Origin of the sequence: Pseudomonas nitroreducens NBRC 12694 (genome assembly GCF_002091755.1) — a bacterium.
Lineage (GTDB): Bacteria > Pseudomonadota > Gammaproteobacteria > Pseudomonadales > Pseudomonadaceae > Pseudomonas > Pseudomonas nitroreducens.
On the sequence record NZ_BDAI01000001.1, the window covers coordinates 982280 to 1004169 of the forward strand.

Sequence of the window (21890 nt, forward strand, 5' to 3'; positions counted from 1 at the left end):
GGACCGCGACCAGCTTCCAGAGCGGACCACCGACATGGATGCACTGCTGCTTGAATCCTCCGCCATCGGCCTGATCCTCGGGCTGCTGCTGGGCCTGACCGGCGCCGGCGGTTCGCTGGTGGCGCTGCCATTGCTCCTCAGCCTGCACCTGCCGCTGCACGATGCCATCGGCGTCAGCCTCGGCGCCGTTGCGCTGTCGGCAGCCATTGGCGCGGTGCCGCGCGCGCGGCAGGGCCAGGTGGCGTGGAAGCCGCTGTTCTGGCTGGTGATCACCGGCTGGCCGGGCAACGCCATCGGCCAGTGGCTGGGCAAGTTCGTGCCCGATGGCTGGCTGATCATCGGCTTCTGCGTGCTGGTGCTGTGGTCGGCCTGGCGCATGTGGCAGGGCTCCAGCCAGCCGCGCGTGTCCGAACTGCCGACGCGCAACGGTCCGCTGCTTGCGGTGGGGTTGGCGGTGGGAGTGCTGTCCGGCCTGATGGGTGTGGGCGGCGGCTTCCTGATCGTACCGGGGCTGCTGTGGTTCACGCCGCTGTCGATGATGGCGGCAACCGCGACGTCCATGGCGGTGATCGCGCTGGTGTCCGGCGGTGGATTCCTGCTTTATCTGACCCACGCACAGCCACCGCTGCCCTTGCTGGCGTGCCTGGCGGCGGGCGGTGCACTGGGCGTGCTGTTCGGCAATCGCCTGGCGGTGCGCCTGGGCGGCGCGACGTTGCAGCGCCTGTTCGCGCTGATGCTGGTGGCGGTCAGCCTGTCCCTGGCGGCACAGAAACTGATGAGCTGACGCTCAGAACTCTTCTTCCTCTTCTTCCTCGACGCCGCTCCCCGGCGTCTCGAACAGCTCGGCCGCGCGCAACAGCCCGGCGAGAATCGCGTGCTGCTCCCATTCGGGCAGCCCGGCGAAGCGCTCCAGGGCGTGCTCGGGCAATAGCGCCGGGCTGTGCTTGAGCGCTTTGCGGCCATCGGCTTCAAGGCTCATCCACTGCTTGCGGCGATCACCATCGTCGCGCCGCCGCGTCAGCAGCCCCTTGCTCTCCAACCGGGCCAGTGCACCGGAAAGCGACGACTGGGACAGCGCCACGTGCCGCGCCAGCTGACCAGCGGTTATTTCCCCTTCCAACTCCACCACCTGCAGGATCAGCAACTGCAGCGGCGTCAGTTCGCCATCCCGGCCCAGGCTCTTGGAGTGCACCTCCGCCGCCTGTTGCAGGCGCCGCAGGGCCTGCAACATCGAGAGTGCGTGGGCGTTGCGCATCGAAGTCTTGCTGTCAGCCATGTCAGTCCACCTGCTGCTCCGTCATTTTTCCTCAATGAAATCAAATAGAACTCTCGCCGGATCGACGGGTCATCCCCTAAGGCGTCCGTGAGACGCCACCCACTTCATCCCCAACGGAGATCCGGTAAGGACATGTGCGGAATAGCAGGAGAGTTACGTTTCGATAAACAGGCTGCGGACCTTGCCGCAGTCGAACGCATCACCCATCACCTGGCCCCGCGAGGCCCCGACGCCTGGGGTTTCCATAGCGAAGGTCCGGTGGCCCTGGGCCATCGGCGGCTGAAGATCATGGACCTGGCTGAAGCCTCCGGTCAGCCGATGATCGATACCGCCCTGGGCCTGTCACTGGTCTTCAACGGCGCCATCTACAACTACCCCGAGCTGCGCCAGGAGCTCGAAGCACTGGGCTACCGCTTCTTCTCCGGTGGCGACACCGAAGTGCTGCTCAAGGGATACCACGCCTGGGGTGAACAACTATTGCCCCGCCTCAATGGCATGTTCGCTTTTGCCATCTGGGAACGCGACAAACGGCGCCTGTTCATCGCCCGCGATCGTCTCGGCATCAAGCCGCTGTACCTGTCACAGACCGGCAAGCGCCTGCGCTTCGCCTCCAGCCTGCCGGCGTTGCTCAAGGGCGGCGATATCGACCCGGCGCTGGACCCGGTGGCACTCAACCATTACCTGAGCTTCCACGCCGTGGTGCCCGCGCCGCGCACCCTGCTGGCCGAAGTGCAGAAGCTGCCGCCGGCCACCTGGATGAGCATCGACGCCGACGGCCACACCGAGCGCCAGCGCTGGTGGTCCCTGGACTACGGCCCGCTGCCCAATGAGCGCGAGCTGACCCTGGACGATTGGGAAGACCGCCTGCTGAGCAGCCTGCGTGACGCCGTGAGCGTGCGCCAGCGCGCTGCCCGCGAGGTTGGCGTGCTGCTCTCCGGCGGTGTCGATTCCAGCCTCCTGGTCGGCCTGCTCCACGAAGCCGGCGTCGAAGACCTGCTGACCTTCTCCATCGGCTTCGAAGATGCCGGCGGCGAGCGCGGCGACGAGTTCCAGTACTCGGACCTGATCGCGAAACGCTATGGCACCCGCCACCACCAACTGCGCATCGACGAGAACGAAGTCATCTCGCAGTTGCCGGCGGCCTTCCGCGCCATGAGCGAACCGATGGTCAGCCACGACTGCATCGCCTTCTACCTGCTCTCGCGGGAAGTCTCCAAGCACTGCAAGGTGGTGCAGAGCGGCCAGGGCGCCGACGAGCTGTTCGCCGGCTACCACTGGTACCCGAAAGTGGCCGGCGCGAAGGACCCGCTACAGGCCTACCGCGCGGCCTTCTTCGATCGCAGCCACGGCGAGTACCTGGACACCGTCCGCGAGGCGATGCGGGTCGAGGACGTGGCCAGCGAGTTCGTCCGCGACCACTTCGCCCAACCCGGCGCAGAAGACCCGGTGGACAAGGCGCTGCGCCTGGACAGCACCATCATGCTGGTCGACGACCCGGTCAAGCGCGTGGACAACATGACCATGGCCTGGGGCCTGGAAGCCCGCGTGCCGTTCCTCGACTACCGCGTCGCGGAACTGTCGGCGCGCATCCCGTCGCGCTTCAAGCTCGGCGACGGCGGCAAGCAGGTGCTCAAGGCCGCCGCGCGCAAGGTCATCCCCAGCGAGGTGATCGACCGGCCCAAGGGCTACTTCCCGGTGCCCGGCCTCAAGCACCTGCAAGGCAATACCCGCGCCTGGGTCAGCGAATTGCTGCTGGACCCGAGCCAGGACCGTGGACTGTTCGAGACGGCGATGTTCGACCGCCTGCTCAGCGACCCGGCGAGCGACCTCACTCCGCTGCGCGGTTCCAAGTTGTGGCAGTTGGCGGCCCTCAACCTCTGGCTGACGGAACAAGGCCTCTAGAGCCCGGCGGCGCCGTGCGTGGCGCCGCCATCCCCACAGCCCAGGACAGATGCTTATCAGGGAGCGCACGATGAAACCCCATTCCAACCTGCCCCATCCCCACAACCAGAGGCTGCTGCGCGGCCAGACGCCGACCTACGAGCGCCTGCAGGCGCGCTTCGCCGGCGACCACGCGGAAAGCCACGGCCCGCTGATCCTGCAATGCGGCTGGGGCCGCCTGCTGATCGGCCATACCTTCTCCAGCCCGGACAAGCTGGCGGCCGAGTTGCTCAACGAACAACCCGGCGAGCGCGACATTGCCCTCTACGTCGCCGCGCCACAGCAGGTGCTGTCCCACGCCCCGCAGCAACTCTTCCTCGACCCCTCGGACGCGCTGCGCCTGTGGTTCACCGACTACCGCCCGGCGCGCCGCCCCTTCCGCGGCTTCCGCATCCGCCGCGTGCACAGCGACGACGACTGGACGGCGATCAACCGCCTCTACCTCTCGCGCGGCATGCTGCCGGTCGATCCCTCCAACGTCACCCCGCGCCACCAGGGCGGCCCGGCCTACTGGCTGGCGGAAGACGCCGAGACCGGCACGGTGATCGGCACCGTCATGGGCATCAACCACGCCAAGGCCTTCCGCGATCCCGAAGGCGGCTCCAGCCTCTGGTGCCTGGCCGTGGACCCGCAGTCCAGCCGGCCCGGCGTCGGCGAAGCGCTGGTACGCCACCTGATCGAACACTTCATGAGCCGCGGGCTGGCCTATCTGGACCTGTCGGTGCTGCACGGCAACCAGCAGGCCAAGTCGCTGTACCGCAAGCTGCGCTTCCGTGAACTGCCGACCTTCGCAGTGAAGTGCAAGAACGGCATCAACCAGTCGCTGTTCCTTGGCCCCGGCCCGGAAAAGGGACTCAATCCCTACGCCAAAATCATCGTCGACGAAGCCCATCGACGCGGCATCGAGGTGCAGGTGCAGGACGCCGACGCCGGCCTCTTCACCCTCACCCAGGGCGGCCGACGCATTCGCTGCCGCGAGTCGCTGTGCGACCTCACCAGCGCCGTCAGCATGAGCCTGTGCCAGGACAAGACCCTCACCCACCGCGCCCTCGACCGCGCCGGCCTGCGCCAGCCGCAGCAACGCCTGGCCGCCAGCGCCGAAGACAACGCGGCATTCCTCGAAGAACACGGCGCGCTGGTGGTCAAGCCGGTGGACGGCGAACAGGGCCAGGGTGTCGCCGTGGACCTGCGCACGGCCGAGGAGGTGGAGAGCGCCGTCGCCCACGCGAAGCAGTTCGACACCCGCGTCATCCTCGAGAGCTACCACCCCGGCAATGACCTGCGCATCGTGGTGATCGGTTACGAAGTGGTGGCCGCCGCCATTCGCCGCCCCGCCGAGGTGATCGGCGATGGTCGGCACAGCATCCGCAAGCTGATCGAGGCGCAGAGCCGCCGGCGCCAGGCTGCGACCGGAGGCGAAAGCCGCATCCCGCTGGACGGCGAGACCGAGCGCACCCTGGCCGCCGCCGGCTTCAGCTACGACGATGTGCTGCCCAGCGGTCAACGCCTGGCTGTACGCCGCACCGCCAACCTGCACACCGGCGGCACCCTGGAAGACGTCACCGAGCGCCTGCACCCGGCCCTGGCCGACGCCGCCATCCGCGCCGCGCGAGCGCTGGAGATTCCGGTCACCGGCCTCGACCTGCTGGTCACCGAGGCCGACCAGGCGGACTACGTGATCATCGAGGCCAACGAGCGCCCCGGCCTGGCCAACCATGAGCCGCAGCCGACCGCCGAACGCTTCGTCGACCTGCTCTTCCCGCTGAGCCGCGAACTCCTGCATCGCGACAACCGTGATCAGCCTCACCCTAACGAAGAGGCCCCGGCATGACCCAACTGCCACAACCCGACCTCAACTACCTGCAGCGCGTGCTGCTGGAAATGCTCGCCATCCCCAGCCCCACCGGTTTCACCGACACCATCGTGCGCTACGTCGCCGAACGGCTGGAGGAGATCGGCGTGCCCTTCGAGATGACTCGCCGCGGGACCATCCGCGCCACCCTGCTGGGCCGGCGCAAGAGCCCGGACCGCGCCGTCTCGGCGCACCTGGACACCATTGGCGCCATCGTCCGCGAGATCAAACCCAACGGCCGCCTGGCCCTGGCGCCGGTGGGCTGCTGGTCGAGCCGCTTCGCCGAGGGCAGCCGGGTCACGGTGTTCTGCGAGAACGGCGTATTCCGCGGCAGTGTGCTGCCGCTGATGGCCTCCGGGCACGCCTTCAACACCGCGGTGGATACGCTGCCGATCAGCTGGGATCACGTCGAGCTGCGCCTGGACACCTACACCGCCAGCCGTGCCGACAGCGAATCCATCGGCGTGGCCATCGGCGATTTCGTCGCCTTCGACCCGCTGCCCGAGTTCACCGAGAGCGGCCACATCAGCGCCCGCCACCTCGACGACAAGGCCGGCGTGGCCGCACTGCTGGCCTCGCTCAAGGCCATCGTCGAAGCCGGCCAGGTGCCGCCGATCGACTGCCACCCACTGTTCACCATCACCGAAGAAATCGGCTCCGGCGCGGCCGGTGCGCTGCCCTGGGATGTGAGCGAATTCGTCGGCATCGATATCGCGCCGGTGGCCGAGGGGCAGAACTCCAGCGAACATGCGGTCAGCGTGGCGTTGCAGGACTCCGGTGGGCCTTACGATTTCCACCTGTCCCGGCACCTGCTGCGCCTGGGCGAGCGCCACGAGATCGCCGTGCGCCGGGACCTGTTCCGCTACTACCACAGCGATGCGCAGTCGGCGATCACCGCCGGCCACGACATCCGCACAGCGCTGCTGGCCTTTGGCTGCGACGCCACCCATGGCTACGAGCGCACCCATATCGACAGCCTGGCCGCACTATCGAAACTGCTGACTGCTTACCTGCTCAGCCCGCCGGTCTTCGACAGCGACGCCGAACCCAGCGAGGGCACGCTGGAGCGCTTCAGCAAGCAACTGGAGCACCCGGTGCACATGGAAAGCACCACCCATGTACCGCCGGTGGACGACCTGATCGACAGCACCGACAGCGGCGACCGGGGCAAGGACTCGGATAAGGGCAAGAACTGAAGCTGCACTCACCGCATCGCGGGACTACAATCCCGCGCTGCGATTCCGAGTACTCCGCCATGCTGATTCCTTACGATCTGATCGAAGCCGACACCCTGAACAACCTGCTGGAAGACTTCGTCACCCGCGAAGGCACCGACAACGGCGACGACACGCCCCTGGACGTGCGCGTAGAGCGCGCGCGCCATGCGCTCAAGCGCGGCGAGGCGGTGATCGTCTTCGACCCGGAAAGCCAGCAGTGCCAGCTGATGCTGAAAAGCGAAGTGCCGAGGGAGTGGCTGGAGGACTGATAGAGCGTCAGGAACTCCTGCAGCTGTCGATCCCGCTCAGATCACGGCGCGAGACGAGGCCCGAGCAACACCACGCTGGCGCCGATCACGCAGAGCGCCACGCCGACCCAGTCGCTCCACAGCGGGCGACTCTTTTCCACGAAGGACAGCCAGAACAGCGACGCGGCCACATAGATACCGCCGTACGCCGCGTAGGCGCGTCCGGCATAGTTCGCCTCGACGCGGGTAAGCAGCAGGGCGAACAGCGTCAGGCTGAGCAACCCGGGAATGATCCACAGGGCGCTCTTGTCCAGGCGCAGCCAGAGGTAGAAGGCGTAGCAGCCAGCGATCTCGCAGAACGCGGCGAGGACGAACCAGAGGTAATTGATCATGGATGCTTTCCGTAACGGGAGGCGCGCCATCAGCCGCGCAGGCCGCCCTCGCGCTCCCAGGCGCAACGCACTTTCAGCTCACCTTCGCGCGGGCTGTGGAAACCATTCTCGGATTCCCAGCGGAAAGTGTGGCTGCCGTTGACCTCGGTTTCCAGGTGCACCACCGCACTGGCCCAGTAAAGGCGGCGCAACAGCGCTTCGAACTGTTCGACCCAGAGTTTCCACTCGTACTCGATGGTCTGGTAACTGGCGCCGAAATGGATCACCTGGGACTGGTACAGGCCCGCGCCTTCGGTCTCGCAGCGGCTGAACATTTCGCGGCCCAGGAACGGCCAGGCCTCGCCCATGGGCAGGCTGTCGAGGACCTTGCGGTTGGCGGCGCGGCGCAGGCGGCGCTCCATCGAGTCGCCGGGCCAGTCGCGGATGCAGCCATAGACGATGGATTCACAGTGCAAGCGGGTTCTTCCTTCAATGACACCGGAGCCTTCTAACACAGGCCCGACGATGCGCAAAGCACGAATCCCAAGAGCTGGGCGGTAGCCCGAAAAAGCAAAAGCCCCGCGACATTCGCGGGGCTTTTACCGGGGTCCAACGTACATCAGCCAGGCAGGCCGGTGACTAAAACTAACCCTTTGCACCGGCCTGGGCAAGCCCTGTCTTTCATTGCACCGAAAGAGGGCAAAATCAGGAAAGGCTGCGGCGCTTGGCCTGCATCTTCTCCGCCATCTTGGCCATCTCGTCGTAGAGCGCCTGGGGGTTCTGCTGCTTGATCTGCCAGGCCATGCGACCCTGTTCATGAGGCAGGATCATGAAGACGTCGCGGGCCACTTCCTGGTGGATGTAGTCGGCGATGTCGGCGGCGCTGATGGGCGAGCTTTCCAGCAGCTTGCCGACCTGGGTCTTCATTTCCGGGCTGGGGCCGCGGAAGGAGTCCAGCAGGTTGGTCTGGAAGAACGACGGGCAGACCACATGGACCTTCACGTCCACCAGGCTGAGGTCGGCCAGCAGGCTTTCCGACAGTGCCACCACACCGGCCTTGGCCACGTTGTAGTTGCTCATCGCCGGGCCCTGCATCAGCGCGGCCATGGAGGCGATGTTGATGATGCGGCCCTTGCTCTTTTCCAGCAGCGGCAGGAAGGCCTTGCAGCCCTTGACCACACCCATCAGGTTGATCGAGATCTGCCAGTCCCAGTCCTCCAGCGACAGTTCGCTGAAGAAGCCGCCGGAAGCGACGCCGGCATTGTTGACGATGATGTCGATGCCGCCGAACTTCTCTTCGCAGTTCTGCGCCAGCTGGGTCAGCTGACTGTAGTCGCGCACGTCGCAGCGCTGGGTGAAGCCGTCGCCGCCAGCCTCGCGCACCAGCTTGAGAGTTTCCTGCAGGCCTGCTTCGTTAACGTCGGCCAGCGCCAGCTTCCAGCCCTCGCGGGCCCAGCGCAGGGCGATTTCGCGTCCGAGGCCGGAACCGGCGCCGGTGATCATGATGCGATTTTGCATAAGGGAGGTCTGCCTTTTCTTGTCTTGTTCGGGACGGGTGGTCGACGAGGATCTGTCGACGACTGTGGCCCGAAGTGTAACCAAGGCTTTCGACCATCAGCGGTGAAATCAGGGCGCTGAATGCCCCTGGCAAACCGCCGGCGCATTAGTGATTCACGGCTTGCAGGGTCAGGCCTGGGCGAGCACGCAGAGCTTGCCCAGCACCAGGGCGATGCCGGCGGAGACGAGCAGGTGGGCAGCGCAGTTGATACGTTCGCGCTTGAGCTGGGCAAAGCCCTGGATACGGTAGCGGAGGAGGAAGACGCCCAGCGCCACCGGAAGCGCCGGACCGAGGAAAACGAATTGCCAATAGCGGTCGGGGTCGACCACCGGGTCCAGGGTCATGGCTTCGGCCAACGGCGGCAGGCCCAGCCCGCACTGGACGAGCAACCACACCACGCCCAGCAGAACCAGTACAACGCCCAGCATCCCTACGACTCCCTGATGGCAAAGGCCCAGTATGTTAGTACAGGCCTACCCAGCGGGCTGTGCGACGAATCACCCTGTGGCGTATCAGCGCGGTGACAAAAACCGACTTACCTGGGGCCTCCGTGGTCGGGTATTCCCCTCACCCCAGTCCTCGCCACTGGGAGAGGGCTGGGGTGAGGGGTTTAACGGGTCACGCCGATCCACTCGGTCAGATACGTCCGAGCAACAACAGCACCAGCAGAACGACCAGTACGACACCGATGACGCCCGACGGGCCGTAACCCCAGTTGCGCGAGTGGGGGAAGACCGGCAGGCCGCCGATCAGCATCAAGATCAGGATGATCAACAGGATGGTCCCGAGTCCCATATCGTCTCTCCTCTTTCAGTCGACGAGGGGCGATGGCTCGCGGGATGCGATTGGCCAGCGCTTATGTGTTCCGACCGGGCGGTTGCGCGGAAGATTCAAAGAATCTGCACGCCGCCGGGATCAGCTCAGATCGCGGGGTAATGAGCCCTTGCGCAGGCGCAGGAACATCAACGCGGCAGTGCGCGCATCGCCGATGGCGGTGTGGCGACCTTCGATGGGAATTTCCAGGTTGCGCGCCAGGGTATCGAAGCGCAGGTCCAGGTGCAGGTCGGGAAAGCGCCGGCTCATCTTGCGGTGGTAGATCTCGGAGACCTCGACGCGGGGATTGTCGAGCCGCGCGCCGAGCTGCTCGCGCAGATGCCGGCGCAGTACGGCGACATCGAAGGACAGGTAGTAACCCAGCAGCGGGCGGACGCCGATGAACGCCTGTACCCGCTTCAGCGCCTCCGCCAGCGGCAGCTGGCCTTCGAGGTCGGCGCGGCGCAGCTTGTGGATGCGGATCGACTCGCCGTCCAGCGATGGCGGCGGTTCCACCAGCAGCTCCAGGCGCTCGCCGAGGATCAGCTTGCCTCGGCGGATCACCACGGCGCCGATGCTGAGGATGTCGGCCTTGCGCGGATCGAGGCTGGTGGTTTCCAGGTCCAGCGACACCAGTTCCTCCGCCTCGGCCGGATCATGCCGCCACCAGTAGAGGCGACGGCGCCAGGCGGACCAGTGCGGATCGGGGGCGGCGACGCAGGCGTTCATCGGGTCTCCAGATGGAATTGGCGGGTCAGGCTCTGCTTGAACTTCTTCACCGTGTGCAAGCCGAAGCGCAGCAGGTCGCGCTCGTGGCGGCTCAGTCGGGAAACATCGAGCCCCTGCTCGCGACCGTCACGCTTGCCGTCCAATTGCTGGCGCAGGCGCAGTTGAAGGAACAGCTCGAAGGACTCGACCAGGTTGTCCACCAGCGACTCGTCCAGCACGCCGAGCGCCTTCAGCGCAGTCAGCCGGCCCAGCGTGCCGCGCTCCTCCAGGCCTTCGCGCACAGCCAGCACGCGGGCGCCGTGGACGATGGGGAAGATGCCGCCGCGCTTCACGTCGAGCTGCGCATCCTGGGTCTTGAGTTGGCCGAGGAAGGTCAGCGGCGTGTCGAATTGCAGCGCCGGCAAGGCGAGGTCGCTCATCCAGCGGCTGCTGTCGCCAGCCAGTTCACCCAGGCATTCGCGCAGGCCGTCGAACAGCCGCCGGTTGCCCGCCACCGGCCAGGCATCGGCAAGAATCGACAGGCGCATCAGTTGCTCCGGGCGCCCCTGCAACGGCAACTCGCGCAATTCGCGCTGCCATTCCGACAAGGCTTTGCACCACTCCGGCCGGCTGGCCATCACGCCACCGGGACATGGCGGATAGCCGAATTCCAACAAGGCGGCAGAGAAGCGCTGCATCAGCAGCAGGCCCTGCTCCACCGGCAGACCGTCGTCGAGGATCAGCGCGTTGTCCTGGTCGGTTTTCAGCAGTTGCTCCGCGCGCCCTTCGCTGCCCATCACCAGCAGGCAGCAGCGGCCGCGCAGCACCGGCGGCACTTGCAGTTCGAAGAGGCGCTCGAGCAATTGTTCGTTCAGCGCGCTGACCAGTTGCATGATGAAACGCAGGCGGATGCCATTGCCCGCCAGGGTGGCGATCAGCGTGTGCAGGGTCTCGGCCGCGGCGCGCAGCTCGGCCTCGCTCTCGGCGCGAGCGATGCGCAGCGCCAGCACATGGGAGTGGGTGGAGAACAGGCTGAGCACCTGGGTCAGGTGCAACAGGCCGACCACCCTGCCCTCCTCGCACACCGCCACGCGTTCGATGCGCTGGCGGGTCATGAGGATCATCGCGTCGAAGAGAAAATCCCCCAGCTCGACATGGCTCAGCGGGCGGTGCGCCAGCGGGCCGATGGGTTGCGTCTCGCTGAAGCCGTCGCGGAAGTGCGCGGTCATCAGGTCGGTGCGGGTGACAATGCCCAGGGCACCTTCCTCGCGCACCAGCAAGGCGTCGGCACCATGGCTCAGCTGCAGGCGCGCCGCATCGCCCAGCGGCAACGTAGGCTCCACTTCAATGGCCGGCAACAGGTGTTCGGAGGCGATACGGGTGAGGATGAATTCGGCCAGGTTCTGCCCGTCGCGGCGCTCCAGCTGGCGCTTGCTGGCCAGGTCCGCGCGGAAGAATTGCGCGAACTGGGGATTGTCCGCGCAGAGCTGATGGAAAACCGCCGCGGGCAGTTCGTAGACGATGCTTTCTTCCACTGCCTGGTAACGGTGCTTGCTGCTGCCGGAGAGCAATCCGCGAACATCGAACAGGTCTTCGGCGCCATATTGCGCGAACAGCCTGCCGTCCTCGCCGCGCTCTTCGATCACACCCTTCATCAGGATGAACAGGCAGGGCACCGGCGCACCCGCCTCGAGCAGTACTTCGTCGACCGTGTAGTAACCCACACTCAATGCATCGCGCAGCTGCTCGCGCTCCAGCGGACGAAGCTGGTCGAAAGGAGGCGAGGCGAAGTTGAAATCGTCGGACATCCGTTATCCATCCCTGTCAAAAAAGCAGGGCCGGAGGTGTTTCCACCTCCGGCCCCGGCAGGTTAGCTCAAGCGATCAGTGGGCAACGGCGCCAGTGGCACCCAGGCCGGTCTGCGAGCGAATGAATTGCGGGAAGAAGCGTGCGCGCTCCTCGTCGGCAGCGGCGGACTTGTCGGTGATGGAGAAGAACCAGATACCGATGAAGGCCACGGCCATGGAGAACAGCGCCGGGTATTCGTACGGGTAGATGGCTTTCTCGTGGCCGAGGATCTGTACCCAGATGGTCGGGCCGAGGATCATCAGGGTCACCGCGGTGATCAGGCCGAGCCAGCCGCCGATCTTCGCGCCACGGGTGGTCAGTTTCTTCCAGTACATCGAGAGCAGCAGCACCGGGAAGTTGCAGCTGGCGGCGATGGAGAAGGCCAGGCCGACCATGAAGGCGATGTTCTGCTTCTCGAAGAGGATGCCGAGAACGATGGCCACCACGCCGAGGCAGACGGTGGTGATCTTCGACACGCGCAGCTCATCCTTCTCGTTGGCCTTGCCGCCTTTGAGCACGCTGGCGTACAGGTCGTGGGACACGGCCGAGGCACCGGCCAGGGTCAGGCCGGCAACCACCGCGAGGATGGTGGCGAACGCGACGGCGGAGATGAAGCCGAGGAACAGGCTGCCACCCACTGCATTGGCCAGGTGCACGGCGGCCATGTTGTTGCCGCCCAGCAGGGCGCCGGTGGCGTCCTTGAAGTCCGGGTTGGTGCTGACCAGCAGGATCGCGCCGAAGCCGATGATGAAGGTCAGGATGTAGAAGTAGCCGATGAAGCCGGTAGCGAAGAACACCGACTTGCGGGCTTCCTTGGCGTCACTGACGGTGAAGAAGCGCATCAGGATGTGCGGCAGGCCGGCGGTGCCGAACATCAGCGCGAAGCCCAGGGAGAACGCGGAGATCGGGTCCTTCACCAGGCCGCCGGGGCTCATGATGCCCTCGCCTTTCGGGTGGACCTTGATGGCTTCGGAGAACAGGGTGCTGATGTCGAAGTTGACGTGCTTGAGCACCATGATCGCCATGAACGTGGCGCCAGAGAGCAGCAGCACGGCCTTGATGATCTGTACCCAGGTGGTGGCGAGCATGCCGCCGAACAGCACGTACAGCACCATCAGGATGCCGACCAGGACCACGGCGACGTGGTAGTTCAGGCCGAACAGCAGCTCGATCAGCTTGCCGGCGCCGACCATCTGCGCGATCAGGTAGAAGGCCACGACCACCAGCGAGCCACAGGCCGACAGGGTGCGGATGTCCTTCTGTTTGAGGCGATAGGACGCCACGTCGGCGAAGGTGTACTTGCCCAGGTTGCGCAGGCGTTCGGCGATCAGGAAAAGGATGATCGGCCAGCCGACGAGGAAGCCGATGGAGTAGATCAGGCCGTCGTAGCCGGAAGTGAACACCAGCGCGGAAATACCCAGGAAGGACGCGGCGGACATGTAGTCGCCGGCGATCGCCAGGCCGTTCTGGAAGCCGGTGATGCTGCCGCCGGCGGTATAGAAGTCAGCAGCGGACTTGCTGCGCTTGGAGGCCCAGTAGGTGATGCACAGGGTCAGGCCGACGAAGGCGACGAACATGACGATGGCGGAGATGTTCAGCGGCTGGCGCTGTACTTCGCCGGTGAGGGCGTCAGCCCAGAGTGACGGAGCGAAAGCGGCCAGTGCGAGGGCCGCAGAAATTCGGCCTTTCATTGCTGGGCCTCCTTGAGGATTTCCTGGTTGAGGCGGTCGAATTCACCGTTCGCCCGGCGCACGTAGATGCCGGTGAGCACGAAGGCAGAGAAAATCAGCCCGACGCCCATGGGGATGCCCCAGGTGACGGACGAATCGGCACTGATCTTCGCGCCCAGCAGCTGCGGCTGGAAGGCGATGAGCAGGATGAAGACCACGTACAGGCCCAACATGATCAGGGAGAGCAGCCAGGCGAATCGCTCGCGCTTGGCCACCAACTCTTTGAAGCGCGGATTGGTATCAATCCGCTGGTAGATGCTGTCGTTCATTTTGTTCTTGTCCTCACAGCGGGGATGACGCGGATGTCGTCGATCCCTAATTTATTGGAGCGCTGCAAGCTCTCCAGACGACTTTAGTCGTAGCGATTTGCCCTCTCTTGCGAACAAGCCCGGAATAGACGCCTCGGAATAAAAAAATCCCCCGCGAACGATGGCGTTCGCGGGGGATTCTTCTGTTGCTGGCGTCAGTTCGGCCTAGAAGATCACAGCCATTCCTTCACGCGATCCGGATGCGCTTCGACCCATTTCTTGGCGGCCACTTCCGGCTTCTCGCCATTCTGCACGGCGAGCATGACTTCGCCGATTTCCTGGCCGTCCTTCCACTGGAACTTCTTCAGGAAGGCCCAGACTTCCGGCGCCTTCTTCTCCAGCGCCGGGTTGGCCACGCTGTCGACGTGCTCTTCTTCGCCGTAGACCTTTTTCGGGTCTTCGAGGAACTTCAGCTTCCACTTGGCGAACATCCAGTGCGGAATCCAGCCGGTCACGGCAATGGCCTTCTTGTCGTTCTCCGCACGTGTCAGCTCGGCGATCATGCCGCTGCCGGAACTGGCTACCAGCTTGTAGTCCAGGCCGTAGTCCTTGATCGCCTGGTCGGTCTTGAGCATCACGCCGGCGCCGGCGTCGATGCCGACGATGCGGCCGCCGAAGTCATCCTTCTGCGCCTTGAGGTCCTCGATGCTGTTGGCTTTCACGTATTCGGGCACGATCAGGCCGATCTTCGCGCCCGGGTAGTTCACGCCCAGGTTGGTGACCTTGTCCTTCATCTTCTCGTAGTAGGCGCCGTGGGTGACCGGCAGCCAGGCCGAGAGCATGGCGTCGAGCTTGCCGCGCGCCACGCCCTGCCACATGATCCCGGCGGCAACCGGCATCAGCTTGACCTGGTAGCCGAGCTTCTCGCGCATGATCTCGGCGGCGACGTGGGTGGTCGCCACGCTGTCCGACCAGCCGTCCACGTAACCGATGGTGATTTCCGGCTTGGCCGCCGCGCCGGCCAGCCCGGCCGCCGCCGACAGCACCAGACCTGCGCCCAGGCCCAACAGGCGTCGCATCATTGTCATGGTTTTCTCCCCGTGATTTTTCGTTGCGGCGTCCGGGTAGACCCGGCGCCATTCGCGGTCTTGGCCGCCCTTTCATGATCGGCGCCCGCTGCTGGCGAACTGCTCTGAGAACGACGCCAAACGGTCCGATCCACGACAGAAACCGTCCATCCACGACCGCGCCATTCCATCCGCGACGAAGGTGCCGGCCTATCGCCTCCATACAGAGGCTCGATTACTCGAGAGGGTTCCTGCGCAGTAGGCTTTCAGCAACGGAGAATCATTCTCGACTGGAGGATCGCCACCATGCTCAAGACCGTCACCTTCACCCTGATGCACTTCGCCATCGCCTTCAGCGTCGCCTACGCGCTGACCGGCAGCATCACCGTGGGCGGCCTGGTGGCGATCGTCGAGCCGCTGTGCAACGCGGTGGGCTTCCACTTCCACGAGAAGTTCTGGAAGCGCATCGAGGGCAACGCGGCCCAGCCGACGCACAACTGGATTCACCGCCACGCGTGAACGCCACGCACGGGCACTGACGGCGGCAAGCGGCGTTGCTAAGATGCGCGCCTCGCCACGGTTCGCGTGCCCCCATGCCCCAGTCCTCGCGCTTTCCGCTTCTCCCTTACCTTCTCGCCCTGCTGCTTGCCCTGATCGCCCTCGGCGGCCTCTGGTACGGCCTGGGCAGACCGGTGGCCCTGCCCGACGCGGCCACGCCCACGCACAAGCTGCAGTGCGCGTCCTACAGCCCGTTCGCCAAGGACCAGTCGCCCTTCGACCAGCCCTTCGTCCTGCGCCCGGAGCAGATGGACGCCGACCTGGCGCTGCTGGCAACGCGCTTCGAGTGCGTGCGCACCTATTCCATGACCGGCCTGGAAGGCATCCCGGCGCTGGCGCGCAAGCACGGCCTGAAGCTGATGCTCGGCGCCTGGGTCAATGCCAACCCGGTGGATACCGATCGGGAAGTCGAGGCGCTGATCAAGGCGGCCAACCAGTACCCGGACGTGGTACAGGCGGTGATCGTCGGCAACGAGACCCTGTTGCGAAAGGAAGTTACCGGGCGCTACCTCGCCGGGCTGATCCACAAGGTGAAGGCTCGTGTTCGCCAGCCGGTGACCTACGCCGACGTCTGGGACTTCTGGCACCAGCACCCGGAGATCGCCCCGGCGGTGGACTTCATCACCATCCACCTGTTGCCGTACTGGGAAGACAATCCCAGCGGGATCGACGATGCACTCGCCCACGTGGCGAAGATCCGCGAAGACTTCGGCCGCGAGTTCGCCCCCAAGGACATCCTGATCGGCGAAACCGGCTGGCCCAGCGAAGGCCGCCAGCGCGAAACCGCACTGCCCAGCCGCGTCAACGAGGCGCGCTTCATCCGCGGCTTCGTGCACATGGCCGAGGAGAAAGGCTGGCGCTACAACCTGATCGAAGCCTTCGACCAGCCCTGGAAACGCCAGAGCGAAGGCGCGGTGGGCGGTTACTGGGGCCTGTTCAGCGCCGATCGCGCAGAGAAAGGCGTGCTCGCCGGGCCGGTCAGCAACCTGCCGGACTGGCCGCTCTGGCTGGGACTTTCCGGCGTGATCCTGCTCGCTGGATTGCTGGTCGGCGGCCGCCCCACCTCTGCCCGCCATGCCTTCCTGTTGCCGCTGGCTGGCGCCCTCGGCGCCGGCTGCATCGGCCTGTGGCTGGAGCTGTCGGTGATCACCAGCCGCTTCTGGGGCGAGTGGCTCTGGTCGGCGGCACTGGTTGGCTTGAATCTGCTGGTACTGCTGCACATCAGCCTGGCGCTGTCAGCCCGCGCGGGTCGGCGGTCGAAGGCGTTCGACTGGCTGCAGCGCCACGCCGGCCTGTGGCTGGCGGCGGCCGGTTTCGCTGGCGCGGTACTGATGCTCGGGATGGTCTTCGACGCGCGCTACCGCAGCTTCCCCAGCGCGGCACTGCTGTTCCCGGCGCTGGTCTATCTGTGCCGGCCGGTCGCGACGCCACGTCGAGAAGCACTGTTGCTGGCATTGATCATTGCCGCCGGGATTCCCGCACAGCTGGCTCTGGAAGGCTTGAGCAATCTTCAGGCACTGGGCTGGGCAGCGGTGAGCCTGCTCCTGCTCGGCGCACTGTTACGCGGACGGCTGGCACCGCAAAAGGCCTGACTCAGCGTCCTGTTGCCCGCACCAGGCGCAACCCGGCCAATACCACCGCGAACACCGCGAGGCCGGCGTTGTACAGCACCAGCGCCGGCAGCGTAACCAGCATCGCCAGCACCGCCAGCCACCAGCCGGCCTGGCGCGGCACGAAGAACGCCAGCAGCGAAAGCCCCAGGGCCAGCTTGCCGAATACGCCGAAGTGGATCGCCCAGCCCAGCTGCGAACGCACGCCGCACTCCCAGCGCGCGGCCTCGTCGGCGCAGATGCCGACCCAGCGGCCATCCTCCATCAGCCCGAAACGTACGCCATAACTGGCGGCCAGCCACAGGGCCAGGGCGAGCAGCAGGAGGATCAGGGGCAAACGACGGGACATGGCGCCACTACTCCGGGCAGGCGGGAAATCGGCGCCCAGCATAACCAGCGCAAGGGCCGATGCAAGGGGGGCCGGTTGCAGCCTAGACTTCGCCCAGCAATGGAGCCTTCGATGAAACGATCGACCCTGTTCCTGCTGGCCTGCCTGGCGGGCAGCTTCTGGTGGCTCTGGCCCACCGAACGTCCCCAGGCACCGCAGCAGCACAGCCAGACACTGGCCAATGGCGGCTTCCGCCTGGCGCGCTACTCCATCTATCCGCTGGAGGATTTCAGCATCGAGGCGCGCGTGCTGGGCCGCGAGGATTACCGCCTGGGTCGCGAGGCAGAGTTGTCGCCCACCGACCTCGCCCTGGGCTGGGGGCCGATGGACGATCCGCGCGTGCTGGCCGATATCCGCATCACCCAGGGCAACCGCTGGTTCTACTGGCACGCCGACAAGCTGCCGATTCCCCGCCGGGAGCTGGAGACCCATGCCGCCAACATGCACATGATCCCGGCCAGCGACGACGTGGCGCGCACCCTGGCCCAGGTCAGCGCCGGCGAGCACATTCGCCTCTCCGGCAAGCTGGTGCGCGTGGAGGGTGATGACGGCTGGCGCTGGGTCAGCTCACTGACCCGCGAAGACACCGGCGCCGGCGCCTGCGAGCTGGTCTGGGTGGAAAGCCTGGAGCTTTACTGAGGCGCCCGGTTGCCAGCCGCGCCCGCCTTTGGGCATCCTCGCCGCGACCCCGCCCTGCAAGGAATGACCGATGCCTCGTGCCACCCTGCGCCCCGCCGTCCCGGGCGACATCCCGCTGATTCTCGACCTCATCCGCGAACTGGCCGACTACGAAAAGCTGGTCCACGAAGTGAAGGCCGACGCCCAGCGCATGCACGACCACCTATTCGGCCCGCGCCCTTTTGCCGAGGTGCTGATCGGCGAAGTGGACGGCACGCCCCAGGGTTTTGCGCTGTTCTTCCACAATTATTCCACCTGGCTGAGCCAGCCCGGCATCTACCTCGAAGACCTCTACGTGCGCCCCGCCGCGCGAGGCGCCGGCCTGGGCAAGGCGCTACTCACGGAGCTGGCGCGACTGGCGGTGGAGCGTGGCTGTGGCCGGCTGGAATGGTCGGTGCTGGACTGGAACGAACCGGCCATTGGCTTCTATCGCAGCCTGGGCGCGCGCCCACAGGACGAATGGACCGTCTATCGTCTAACCGGTGACGCGCTGAAAGACCTGGCACGCAAGGGCTGAACGCCAATCGCACTTGTCGGAAATGCGCTGGTCTTATTCGGCGGTCACCCTAGAGTTGGCCTCTCCTGAAAGGACTTCATACGATGACATTTCTTTACCGCGCGGCGGCCCTGATAGGCTGCCTCGCACTGGGGCTCGCCGGCCCGGCATCGGCCCGCGACGTGGATCAGGCCAGCTACGGCTACCCATTGATCAACCCGTTCGAGGCGACCATTGCCACCACCCCGCCGGAGCTGCGCCCGCAACTGCCGGCGGACGACGATATCCGCCAGTCGGACTACGCGCTCAAGCTGCGCCCGGAGCGCGAGTACGAGCTGCCGAGCAACTTCTGGCCAGTGAAAAAGCTCCACTATCGCCTGGCCTGGCAGAACCACAAGGCGCCGCTGGTATTCATCATTGCCGGCACCGGCGCCAACTACGCCAGCACGACGCCGGAGTACCTCAAGCGCCTCTTCTACGGCGCCGGCTACCACGTGGTGCAACTGTCCTCGCCCACCAGCTGGGACTTCATGGTTGGCGCTTCCCACGTCGCCACTCCGGGCTACACGCCCGACGATGCCGACGACCTGTACAGAGTCATGCAGGCGGTGCGCGCGCAGCATCCGGAGCTGCCTGTCAGCGACTACTACCTGACCGGCTACAGCCTGGGCGCGCTGCACGCAGCCTTCGTCAGCAAGCTCGACGAAACCCGCCGCAGCTTCAACTTCAAGCGTGTGTTGCTGCTCAACCCGCCGGTGAACCTCTACACCTCGGTCAGCAACCTCGACAAGCTGGTGCAGACCCAGGTCAAGGGCATCAACGACACCAACACCTTCTACCAGGTGATCCTGGCCAAGCTGACCCGTTACTTCAACCAGAAGGGCTATGTCGACCTCAACGACGCCTTCCTCTTCGACCTGCAGCAGTCCAAGCAACACCTCTCCAATGAAGAAATGGCCATGCTGATCGGCGCGGTATTCCGCTTCTCCTCCGCCGACATCGCCTTCACCTCCGACCTGATCAACCGCCGCGGCCTGATCACCCCGCCCAAGTACCCGATCACCGAAGGCACCAGCCTGACGCCGTTCTTCAAGCGCGCCATGCAATGCGACTTCGAGTGCTACATGACCGACCAGTTGATGCCGCTCTGGCGCGCCAAGTACGACGGCGGCAGCCTCCCGCAGCTGATCGACCAGGTCAGCCTGTATGGCGTCCAGGACTACCTGAAGCAGAGCCCGAAGATCGCCGTCATGCACAACGCCGACGACGTCATCCTCGGCCCGGGCGATATCGGCTTCCTGCGCCGCACCTTTGGCGATCGCCTGACGCTCTACCCCCGCGGCGGCCACTGCGGCAACCTCAATTACCGCGTGAACGCCCAGGACATGCTGGGCTTCTTCAAGGGACAGGGTGCCCCGGCCGACGGCCTGGCCACCGCGCAGACAGGAAACTGACTCCATGCCACTCCGCCATTCCTGGACTCTTGCCCTGCTGCTGGCCTGCGGCGTCGCCCAGGCCGAGTCCGCGCAACCGGTACAGACGCCCATCACCACCAAGTTCGACATGGCGCCGGACGACGACGGCTTCAAGCACCCGCTCGACGCGCTGAAGTTCAACCCCGGCCTGGACCAGCGCGAGTTCGAGCGCGCCACCTTCGACGCCCTCAACGTCTACGACCCCTGGGAGTCGTGGAACCGCCGGGTCTATCACTTCAACTACCGCTTCGACGAGTGGGTCTTCCTGCCCGTGGTGCACGGCTACGAGTACGTCACCCCGCACTTCGTGCGTACTGGCGTGAGCAACTTCTTCAGCAACCTGGGCGAAGTGCCGACGCTGCTCAACAGCGTTGCCCAGCTCAAGCCCCAGCGCGCGGCGAACAGCACCGCGCGGCTGCTGTTCAACACCATCTTCGGCATCGGCGGCCTGTGGGACCCGGCCACCGCCATGGGCCTGCCCAGGCTCAGCGAGGACTTCGGCCAGACCCTGGGCTACTGGGGCGTCCCCGATGGCCCCTATCTGATGCTGCCGATCCTCGGCCCGTCCAACCTGCGCGACACCGGCGGGCTGGTCACCGACTTCGTCGCCGCCCGCGAAGTGAACTACCTGAACTACTCCGAGCTCAGCCGCGAGTACTGGGAACTGCCGGTGCTGGAGATCATCGACAAGCGCTACAGCAACGGCTTCCGCTACGGGCAGATGAACACGCCCTTCGAGTACGAGAAGCTGCGCTACTTCTATACCGAAGCCCGGCGCCTGCAGATCCAGGAGTGAATCGGAACCGTCGCCCTTGGGCGGCGGTTTTCTTTCCATTGATACATCTATTTTATCGATTGGTAAGCTGAAAAACTCGTAACCATTGATCCACCATTTGGGACTAGGATGATCTCCATTCACAGATCAAGGAGGTCCCCATGACCCGCTTACGTACCGTGATCGACCAGCACATCGGCCACCCGGCCTCCGACGGCGCCGGCGTGCGCCTGACCCGCGTCATTGGCGGCGCGGGCATCGAACGCTTCGATCCGTTCCTGATGCTCGACCAGTTCGACACGCAGAACCCCGACGACTACATCGCCGGCTTCCCTTCGCACCCGCACCGCGGCTTCGAGACCGTCACCTACATGCTCGAAGGGCGCATGCGCCACGAAGACCACCTGGGCAATACCGGCCTGCTCAAGCCCGGCGGCGTGCAGTGGATGACGGCGGCCCACGGCATCATCCACAGCGAGATGCCCGAACAGGTGGAAGGCGCCATGCGTGGCTTCCAGCTGTGGCTGAACCTGCCGGCGAAGGACAAGCTGTCCCCGGCCGGCTACCGCGATATCGAGCCGGAAGACGTGCCGCGCGTGACCACCGGGCAAGGTGTGGGCGTGACCGTGATCGCCGGGCGCTTCGACGATGGCGAGACCGCCGTCGATGGCGCGGTGCAGCGTCCGGGCACCGAACCGCACTATTACGATCTGGTCCTGCCGGCGGGCACTTCGGTGGCTCCGCAGATTCCGGCGGGCCATCGGGTGATGCTGTACGTCTATGAGGGTTCGCTGCAGGTGCCGGGCGAGCGCGGCAACGAGACCGTCGCCACCAACCGCCTGGTGCGCCTGGGCCAGGGCGACGAGATCCAGCTGTCCAGCGACCAGGGCGCGCGCGTCCTGCTCCTGGCCGGCAAGCCGCTCAATGAACCCATCGTGCAGTACGGCCCGTTCGTGATGAACAGCCGCGAGGAAATCGAGCAGGCCCTGCGCGACTATCGCGATGGCGTGTTCGCGGTCTGACTGAAGCCCGA

At 65.6% G+C, this 21890-nt stretch carries 24 protein-coding genes; 12 read left to right on the forward strand and 12 right to left on the reverse strand.

All coding sequences use genetic code 11. From position 1 onward, the window contains the following. The first annotated feature begins 34 nt into the window (after positions 1-34). Positions 35-784 carry a sulfite exporter TauE/SafE family protein gene (locus PNI01S_RS04610; protein WP_084357508.1) on the forward strand — a complete coding sequence of 250 codons (750 nt, stop codon included), beginning with the start codon at positions 35-37 and terminating at the stop codon, positions 782-784. Between the two features lie 3 nt (positions 785-787). On the opposite strand, the gene PNI01S_RS04615 is transcribed toward PNI01S_RS04610, so the two are convergent. Then, entirely contained in the window at positions 788-1276 is a 489-nt protein-coding gene (locus PNI01S_RS04615) for a MarR family winged helix-turn-helix transcriptional regulator (RefSeq protein WP_024766153.1), read from the reverse strand. Positions 1277-1408: 132 nt separating this feature from the next. Between PNI01S_RS04615 and PNI01S_RS04620 the strand changes: the two genes are divergently transcribed. The 4 genes from PNI01S_RS04620 (at position 1409) to PNI01S_RS04635 (ending at position 6555) form a co-directional block, all read left to right on the forward strand. Further along, the gene (locus tag PNI01S_RS04620) at positions 1409-3178 is read left to right on the forward strand and encodes an N-acetylglutaminylglutamine amidotransferase (RefSeq protein WP_084357509.1); all 1770 of its coding nucleotides are present in this window, start codon (positions 1409-1411) and stop codon (positions 3176-3178) included. A 70-nt stretch (positions 3179-3248) separates the two neighbouring features. Further along, positions 3249-5048 carry an N-acetylglutaminylglutamine synthetase gene (ngg, locus tag PNI01S_RS04625; RefSeq protein ID WP_037009261.1) on the forward strand — a complete coding sequence of 600 codons (1800 nt, stop codon included), beginning with the start codon at positions 3249-3251 and terminating at the stop codon, positions 5046-5048. Then, complete coding sequence (locus tag PNI01S_RS04630; protein WP_024766156.1) at positions 5045-6265, forward strand: osmoprotectant NAGGN system M42 family peptidase; 1221 nt, start codon at positions 5045-5047, stop codon at positions 6263-6265. The genes ngg and PNI01S_RS04630 overlap by 4 nt, the downstream gene beginning before the upstream one ends. 59 nt (positions 6266-6324) lie before the next feature. Next, a complete protein-coding gene (locus PNI01S_RS04635; protein WP_037009258.1) occupies positions 6325-6555 on the forward strand; it encodes a YheU family protein in 231 nt (76 codons plus the stop codon). A 41-nt stretch (positions 6556-6596) separates the two neighbouring features. Here PNI01S_RS04635 and PNI01S_RS04640 read toward each other — a convergent pair whose 3' ends face one another. The 10 genes from PNI01S_RS04640 to PNI01S_RS04685 form a co-directional block, all read right to left on the reverse strand. Next, positions 6597-6926, reverse strand: coding sequence for a YnfA family protein (locus PNI01S_RS04640; RefSeq protein ID WP_024766158.1), 330 nt, complete (start codon positions 6924-6926; stop codon positions 6597-6599). Positions 6927-6955: 29 nt separating this feature from the next. Further along, positions 6956-7381 (reverse strand): hypothetical protein, encoded by a 426-nt coding sequence (locus PNI01S_RS04645; protein WP_024766159.1) that lies wholly within the window; start codon positions 7379-7381, stop codon positions 6956-6958. 229 nt (positions 7382-7610) lie between these two features. Beyond that, complete coding sequence (locus tag PNI01S_RS04650) at positions 7611-8423, reverse strand: SDR family oxidoreductase (protein ID WP_038803310.1); 813 nt, start codon at positions 8421-8423, stop codon at positions 7611-7613. A gap of 168 nt (positions 8424-8591) precedes the next feature. Further along, on the reverse strand, positions 8592-8891 hold the full coding sequence (locus tag PNI01S_RS04655; protein WP_084357510.1) for a hypothetical protein: 300 nt from the start codon (positions 8889-8891) through the stop codon (positions 8592-8594). Between the two features lie 208 nt (positions 8892-9099). After that, positions 9100-9258 (reverse strand): DUF3309 family protein, encoded by a 159-nt coding sequence (locus PNI01S_RS04660; protein ID WP_017522017.1) that lies wholly within the window; start codon positions 9256-9258, stop codon positions 9100-9102. A 120-nt stretch (positions 9259-9378) separates the two neighbouring features. Then, positions 9379-10005 (reverse strand): 3'-5' exonuclease, encoded by a 627-nt coding sequence (locus PNI01S_RS04665; RefSeq protein WP_065085957.1) that lies wholly within the window; start codon positions 10003-10005, stop codon positions 9379-9381. Next, complete coding sequence (locus PNI01S_RS04670) at positions 10002-11792, reverse strand: DUF294 nucleotidyltransferase-like domain-containing protein (RefSeq protein ID WP_065085958.1); 1791 nt, start codon at positions 11790-11792, stop codon at positions 10002-10004. The genes PNI01S_RS04665 and PNI01S_RS04670 overlap by 4 nt, the downstream gene beginning before the upstream one ends. Before the next feature lie 75 nt (positions 11793-11867). Further along, positions 11868-13523, reverse strand: coding sequence for a cation acetate symporter (locus tag PNI01S_RS04675; protein WP_065085959.1), 1656 nt, complete (start codon positions 13521-13523; stop codon positions 11868-11870). Further along, positions 13520-13831 carry a DUF485 domain-containing protein gene (locus tag PNI01S_RS04680; protein ID WP_084357511.1) on the reverse strand — a complete coding sequence of 104 codons (312 nt, stop codon included), beginning with the start codon at positions 13829-13831 and terminating at the stop codon, positions 13520-13522. Before PNI01S_RS04680 ends, PNI01S_RS04675 begins: the two co-directional genes overlap by 4 nt. A 212-nt stretch (positions 13832-14043) precedes the next feature. Further along, the gene (locus PNI01S_RS04685; RefSeq protein WP_024763445.1) at positions 14044-14898 is read right to left on the reverse strand and encodes a glycine betaine ABC transporter substrate-binding protein; all 855 of its coding nucleotides are present in this window, start codon (positions 14896-14898) and stop codon (positions 14044-14046) included. Between the two features lie 285 nt (positions 14899-15183). On the opposite strand from PNI01S_RS04685, the gene PNI01S_RS04690 reads away from it, so the two are divergent. Continuing rightward, the gene (locus PNI01S_RS04690; RefSeq protein ID WP_024763444.1) at positions 15184-15396 is read left to right on the forward strand and encodes a DUF2061 domain-containing protein; all 213 of its coding nucleotides are present in this window, start codon (positions 15184-15186) and stop codon (positions 15394-15396) included. Positions 15397-15470: 74 nt separating this feature from the next. Continuing rightward, complete coding sequence (locus PNI01S_RS04695) at positions 15471-17027, forward strand: glycoside hydrolase family 17 protein (RefSeq protein ID WP_084357512.1); 1557 nt, start codon at positions 15471-15473, stop codon at positions 17025-17027. 1 nt (position 17028) lies between these two features. Here the strand turns inward: PNI01S_RS04695 and PNI01S_RS04700 are convergent, their stop codons facing one another. Continuing rightward, entirely contained in the window at positions 17029-17394 is a 366-nt protein-coding gene (locus tag PNI01S_RS04700; RefSeq protein ID WP_038803309.1) for a hypothetical protein, read from the reverse strand. Between the two features lie 111 nt (positions 17395-17505). On the opposite strand from PNI01S_RS04700, the gene PNI01S_RS04705 reads away from it, so the two are divergent. From PNI01S_RS04705 to PNI01S_RS04725, 5 genes are all read left to right on the forward strand, one after another. Further along, positions 17506-18072: a hypothetical protein gene (locus PNI01S_RS04705; protein ID WP_024763442.1), complete on the forward strand. Its 567-nt coding sequence runs from the start codon at positions 17506-17508 to the stop codon at positions 18070-18072. Positions 18073-18142: 70 nt separating this feature from the next. Beyond that, the gene (locus PNI01S_RS04710) at positions 18143-18628 is read left to right on the forward strand and encodes a GNAT family N-acetyltransferase (protein WP_024763441.1); all 486 of its coding nucleotides are present in this window, start codon (positions 18143-18145) and stop codon (positions 18626-18628) included. Positions 18629-18711: 83 nt separating this feature from the next. After that, the gene (locus PNI01S_RS04715) at positions 18712-20061 is read left to right on the forward strand and encodes an alpha/beta fold hydrolase (RefSeq protein WP_065085962.1); all 1350 of its coding nucleotides are present in this window, start codon (positions 18712-18714) and stop codon (positions 20059-20061) included. 4 nt (positions 20062-20065) lie between these two features. Continuing rightward, on the forward strand, positions 20066-20878 hold the full coding sequence (locus PNI01S_RS04720) for an MlaA family lipoprotein (RefSeq protein WP_024763440.1): 813 nt from the start codon (positions 20066-20068) through the stop codon (positions 20876-20878). 140 nt (positions 20879-21018) lie between these two features. Continuing rightward, on the forward strand, positions 21019-21879 hold the full coding sequence (locus PNI01S_RS04725; protein WP_024763439.1) for a pirin family protein: 861 nt from the start codon (positions 21019-21021) through the stop codon (positions 21877-21879). Positions 21880-21890 lie beyond the last annotated feature (11 nt).

Coding starts and splice junctions, on each gene's coding strand:
- PNI01S_RS04610 (WP_084357508.1), top strand. CDS start 35: ATGGATGCACTGCTGCTTGAATCCTCCGCCATCGGCCTGATCCTCGGG.
- PNI01S_RS04615 (WP_024766153.1), bottom strand. CDS start 1,276: ATGGCTGACAGCAAGACTTCGATGCGCAACGCCCACGCACTCTCGATG.
- PNI01S_RS04620 (WP_084357509.1), top strand. CDS start 1,409: ATGTGCGGAATAGCAGGAGAGTTACGTTTCGATAAACAGGCTGCGGAC.
- ngg (WP_037009261.1), top strand. CDS start 3,249: ATGAAACCCCATTCCAACCTGCCCCATCCCCACAACCAGAGGCTGCTG.
- PNI01S_RS04630 (WP_024766156.1), top strand. CDS start 5,045: ATGACCCAACTGCCACAACCCGACCTCAACTACCTGCAGCGCGTGCTG.
- PNI01S_RS04635 (WP_037009258.1), top strand. CDS start 6,325: ATGCTGATTCCTTACGATCTGATCGAAGCCGACACCCTGAACAACCTG.
- PNI01S_RS04640 (WP_024766158.1), bottom strand. CDS start 6,926: ATGATCAATTACCTCTGGTTCGTCCTCGCCGCGTTCTGCGAGATCGCT.
- PNI01S_RS04650 (WP_038803310.1), bottom strand. CDS start 8,423: ATGCAAAATCGCATCATGATCACCGGCGCCGGTTCCGGCCTCGGACGC.
- PNI01S_RS04655 (WP_084357510.1), bottom strand. CDS start 8,891: ATGCTGGGCGTTGTACTGGTTCTGCTGGGCGTGGTGTGGTTGCTCGTC.
- PNI01S_RS04660 (WP_017522017.1), bottom strand. CDS start 9,258: ATGGGACTCGGGACCATCCTGTTGATCATCCTGATCTTGATGCTGATC.
- PNI01S_RS04665 (WP_065085957.1), bottom strand. CDS start 10,005: ATGAACGCCTGCGTCGCCGCCCCCGATCCGCACTGGTCCGCCTGGCGC.
- PNI01S_RS04670 (WP_065085958.1), bottom strand. CDS start 11,792: ATGTCCGACGATTTCAACTTCGCCTCGCCTCCTTTCGACCAGCTTCGT.
- PNI01S_RS04675 (WP_065085959.1), bottom strand. CDS start 13,523: ATGAAAGGCCGAATTTCTGCGGCCCTCGCACTGGCCGCTTTCGCTCCG.
- PNI01S_RS04680 (WP_084357511.1), bottom strand. CDS start 13,831: ATGAACGACAGCATCTACCAGCGGATTGATACCAATCCGCGCTTCAAA.
- PNI01S_RS04685 (WP_024763445.1), bottom strand. CDS start 14,898: ATGACAATGATGCGACGCCTGTTGGGCCTGGGCGCAGGTCTGGTGCTG.
- PNI01S_RS04690 (WP_024763444.1), top strand. CDS start 15,184: ATGCTCAAGACCGTCACCTTCACCCTGATGCACTTCGCCATCGCCTTC.
- PNI01S_RS04695 (WP_084357512.1), top strand. CDS start 15,471: ATGCCCCAGTCCTCGCGCTTTCCGCTTCTCCCTTACCTTCTCGCCCTG.
- PNI01S_RS04700 (WP_038803309.1), bottom strand. CDS start 17,394: ATGTCCCGTCGTTTGCCCCTGATCCTCCTGCTGCTCGCCCTGGCCCTG.
- PNI01S_RS04705 (WP_024763442.1), top strand. CDS start 17,506: ATGAAACGATCGACCCTGTTCCTGCTGGCCTGCCTGGCGGGCAGCTTC.
- PNI01S_RS04710 (WP_024763441.1), top strand. CDS start 18,143: ATGCCTCGTGCCACCCTGCGCCCCGCCGTCCCGGGCGACATCCCGCTG.
- PNI01S_RS04715 (WP_065085962.1), top strand. CDS start 18,712: ATGACATTTCTTTACCGCGCGGCGGCCCTGATAGGCTGCCTCGCACTG.
- PNI01S_RS04720 (WP_024763440.1), top strand. CDS start 20,066: ATGCCACTCCGCCATTCCTGGACTCTTGCCCTGCTGCTGGCCTGCGGC.
- PNI01S_RS04725 (WP_024763439.1), top strand. CDS start 21,019: ATGACCCGCTTACGTACCGTGATCGACCAGCACATCGGCCACCCGGCC.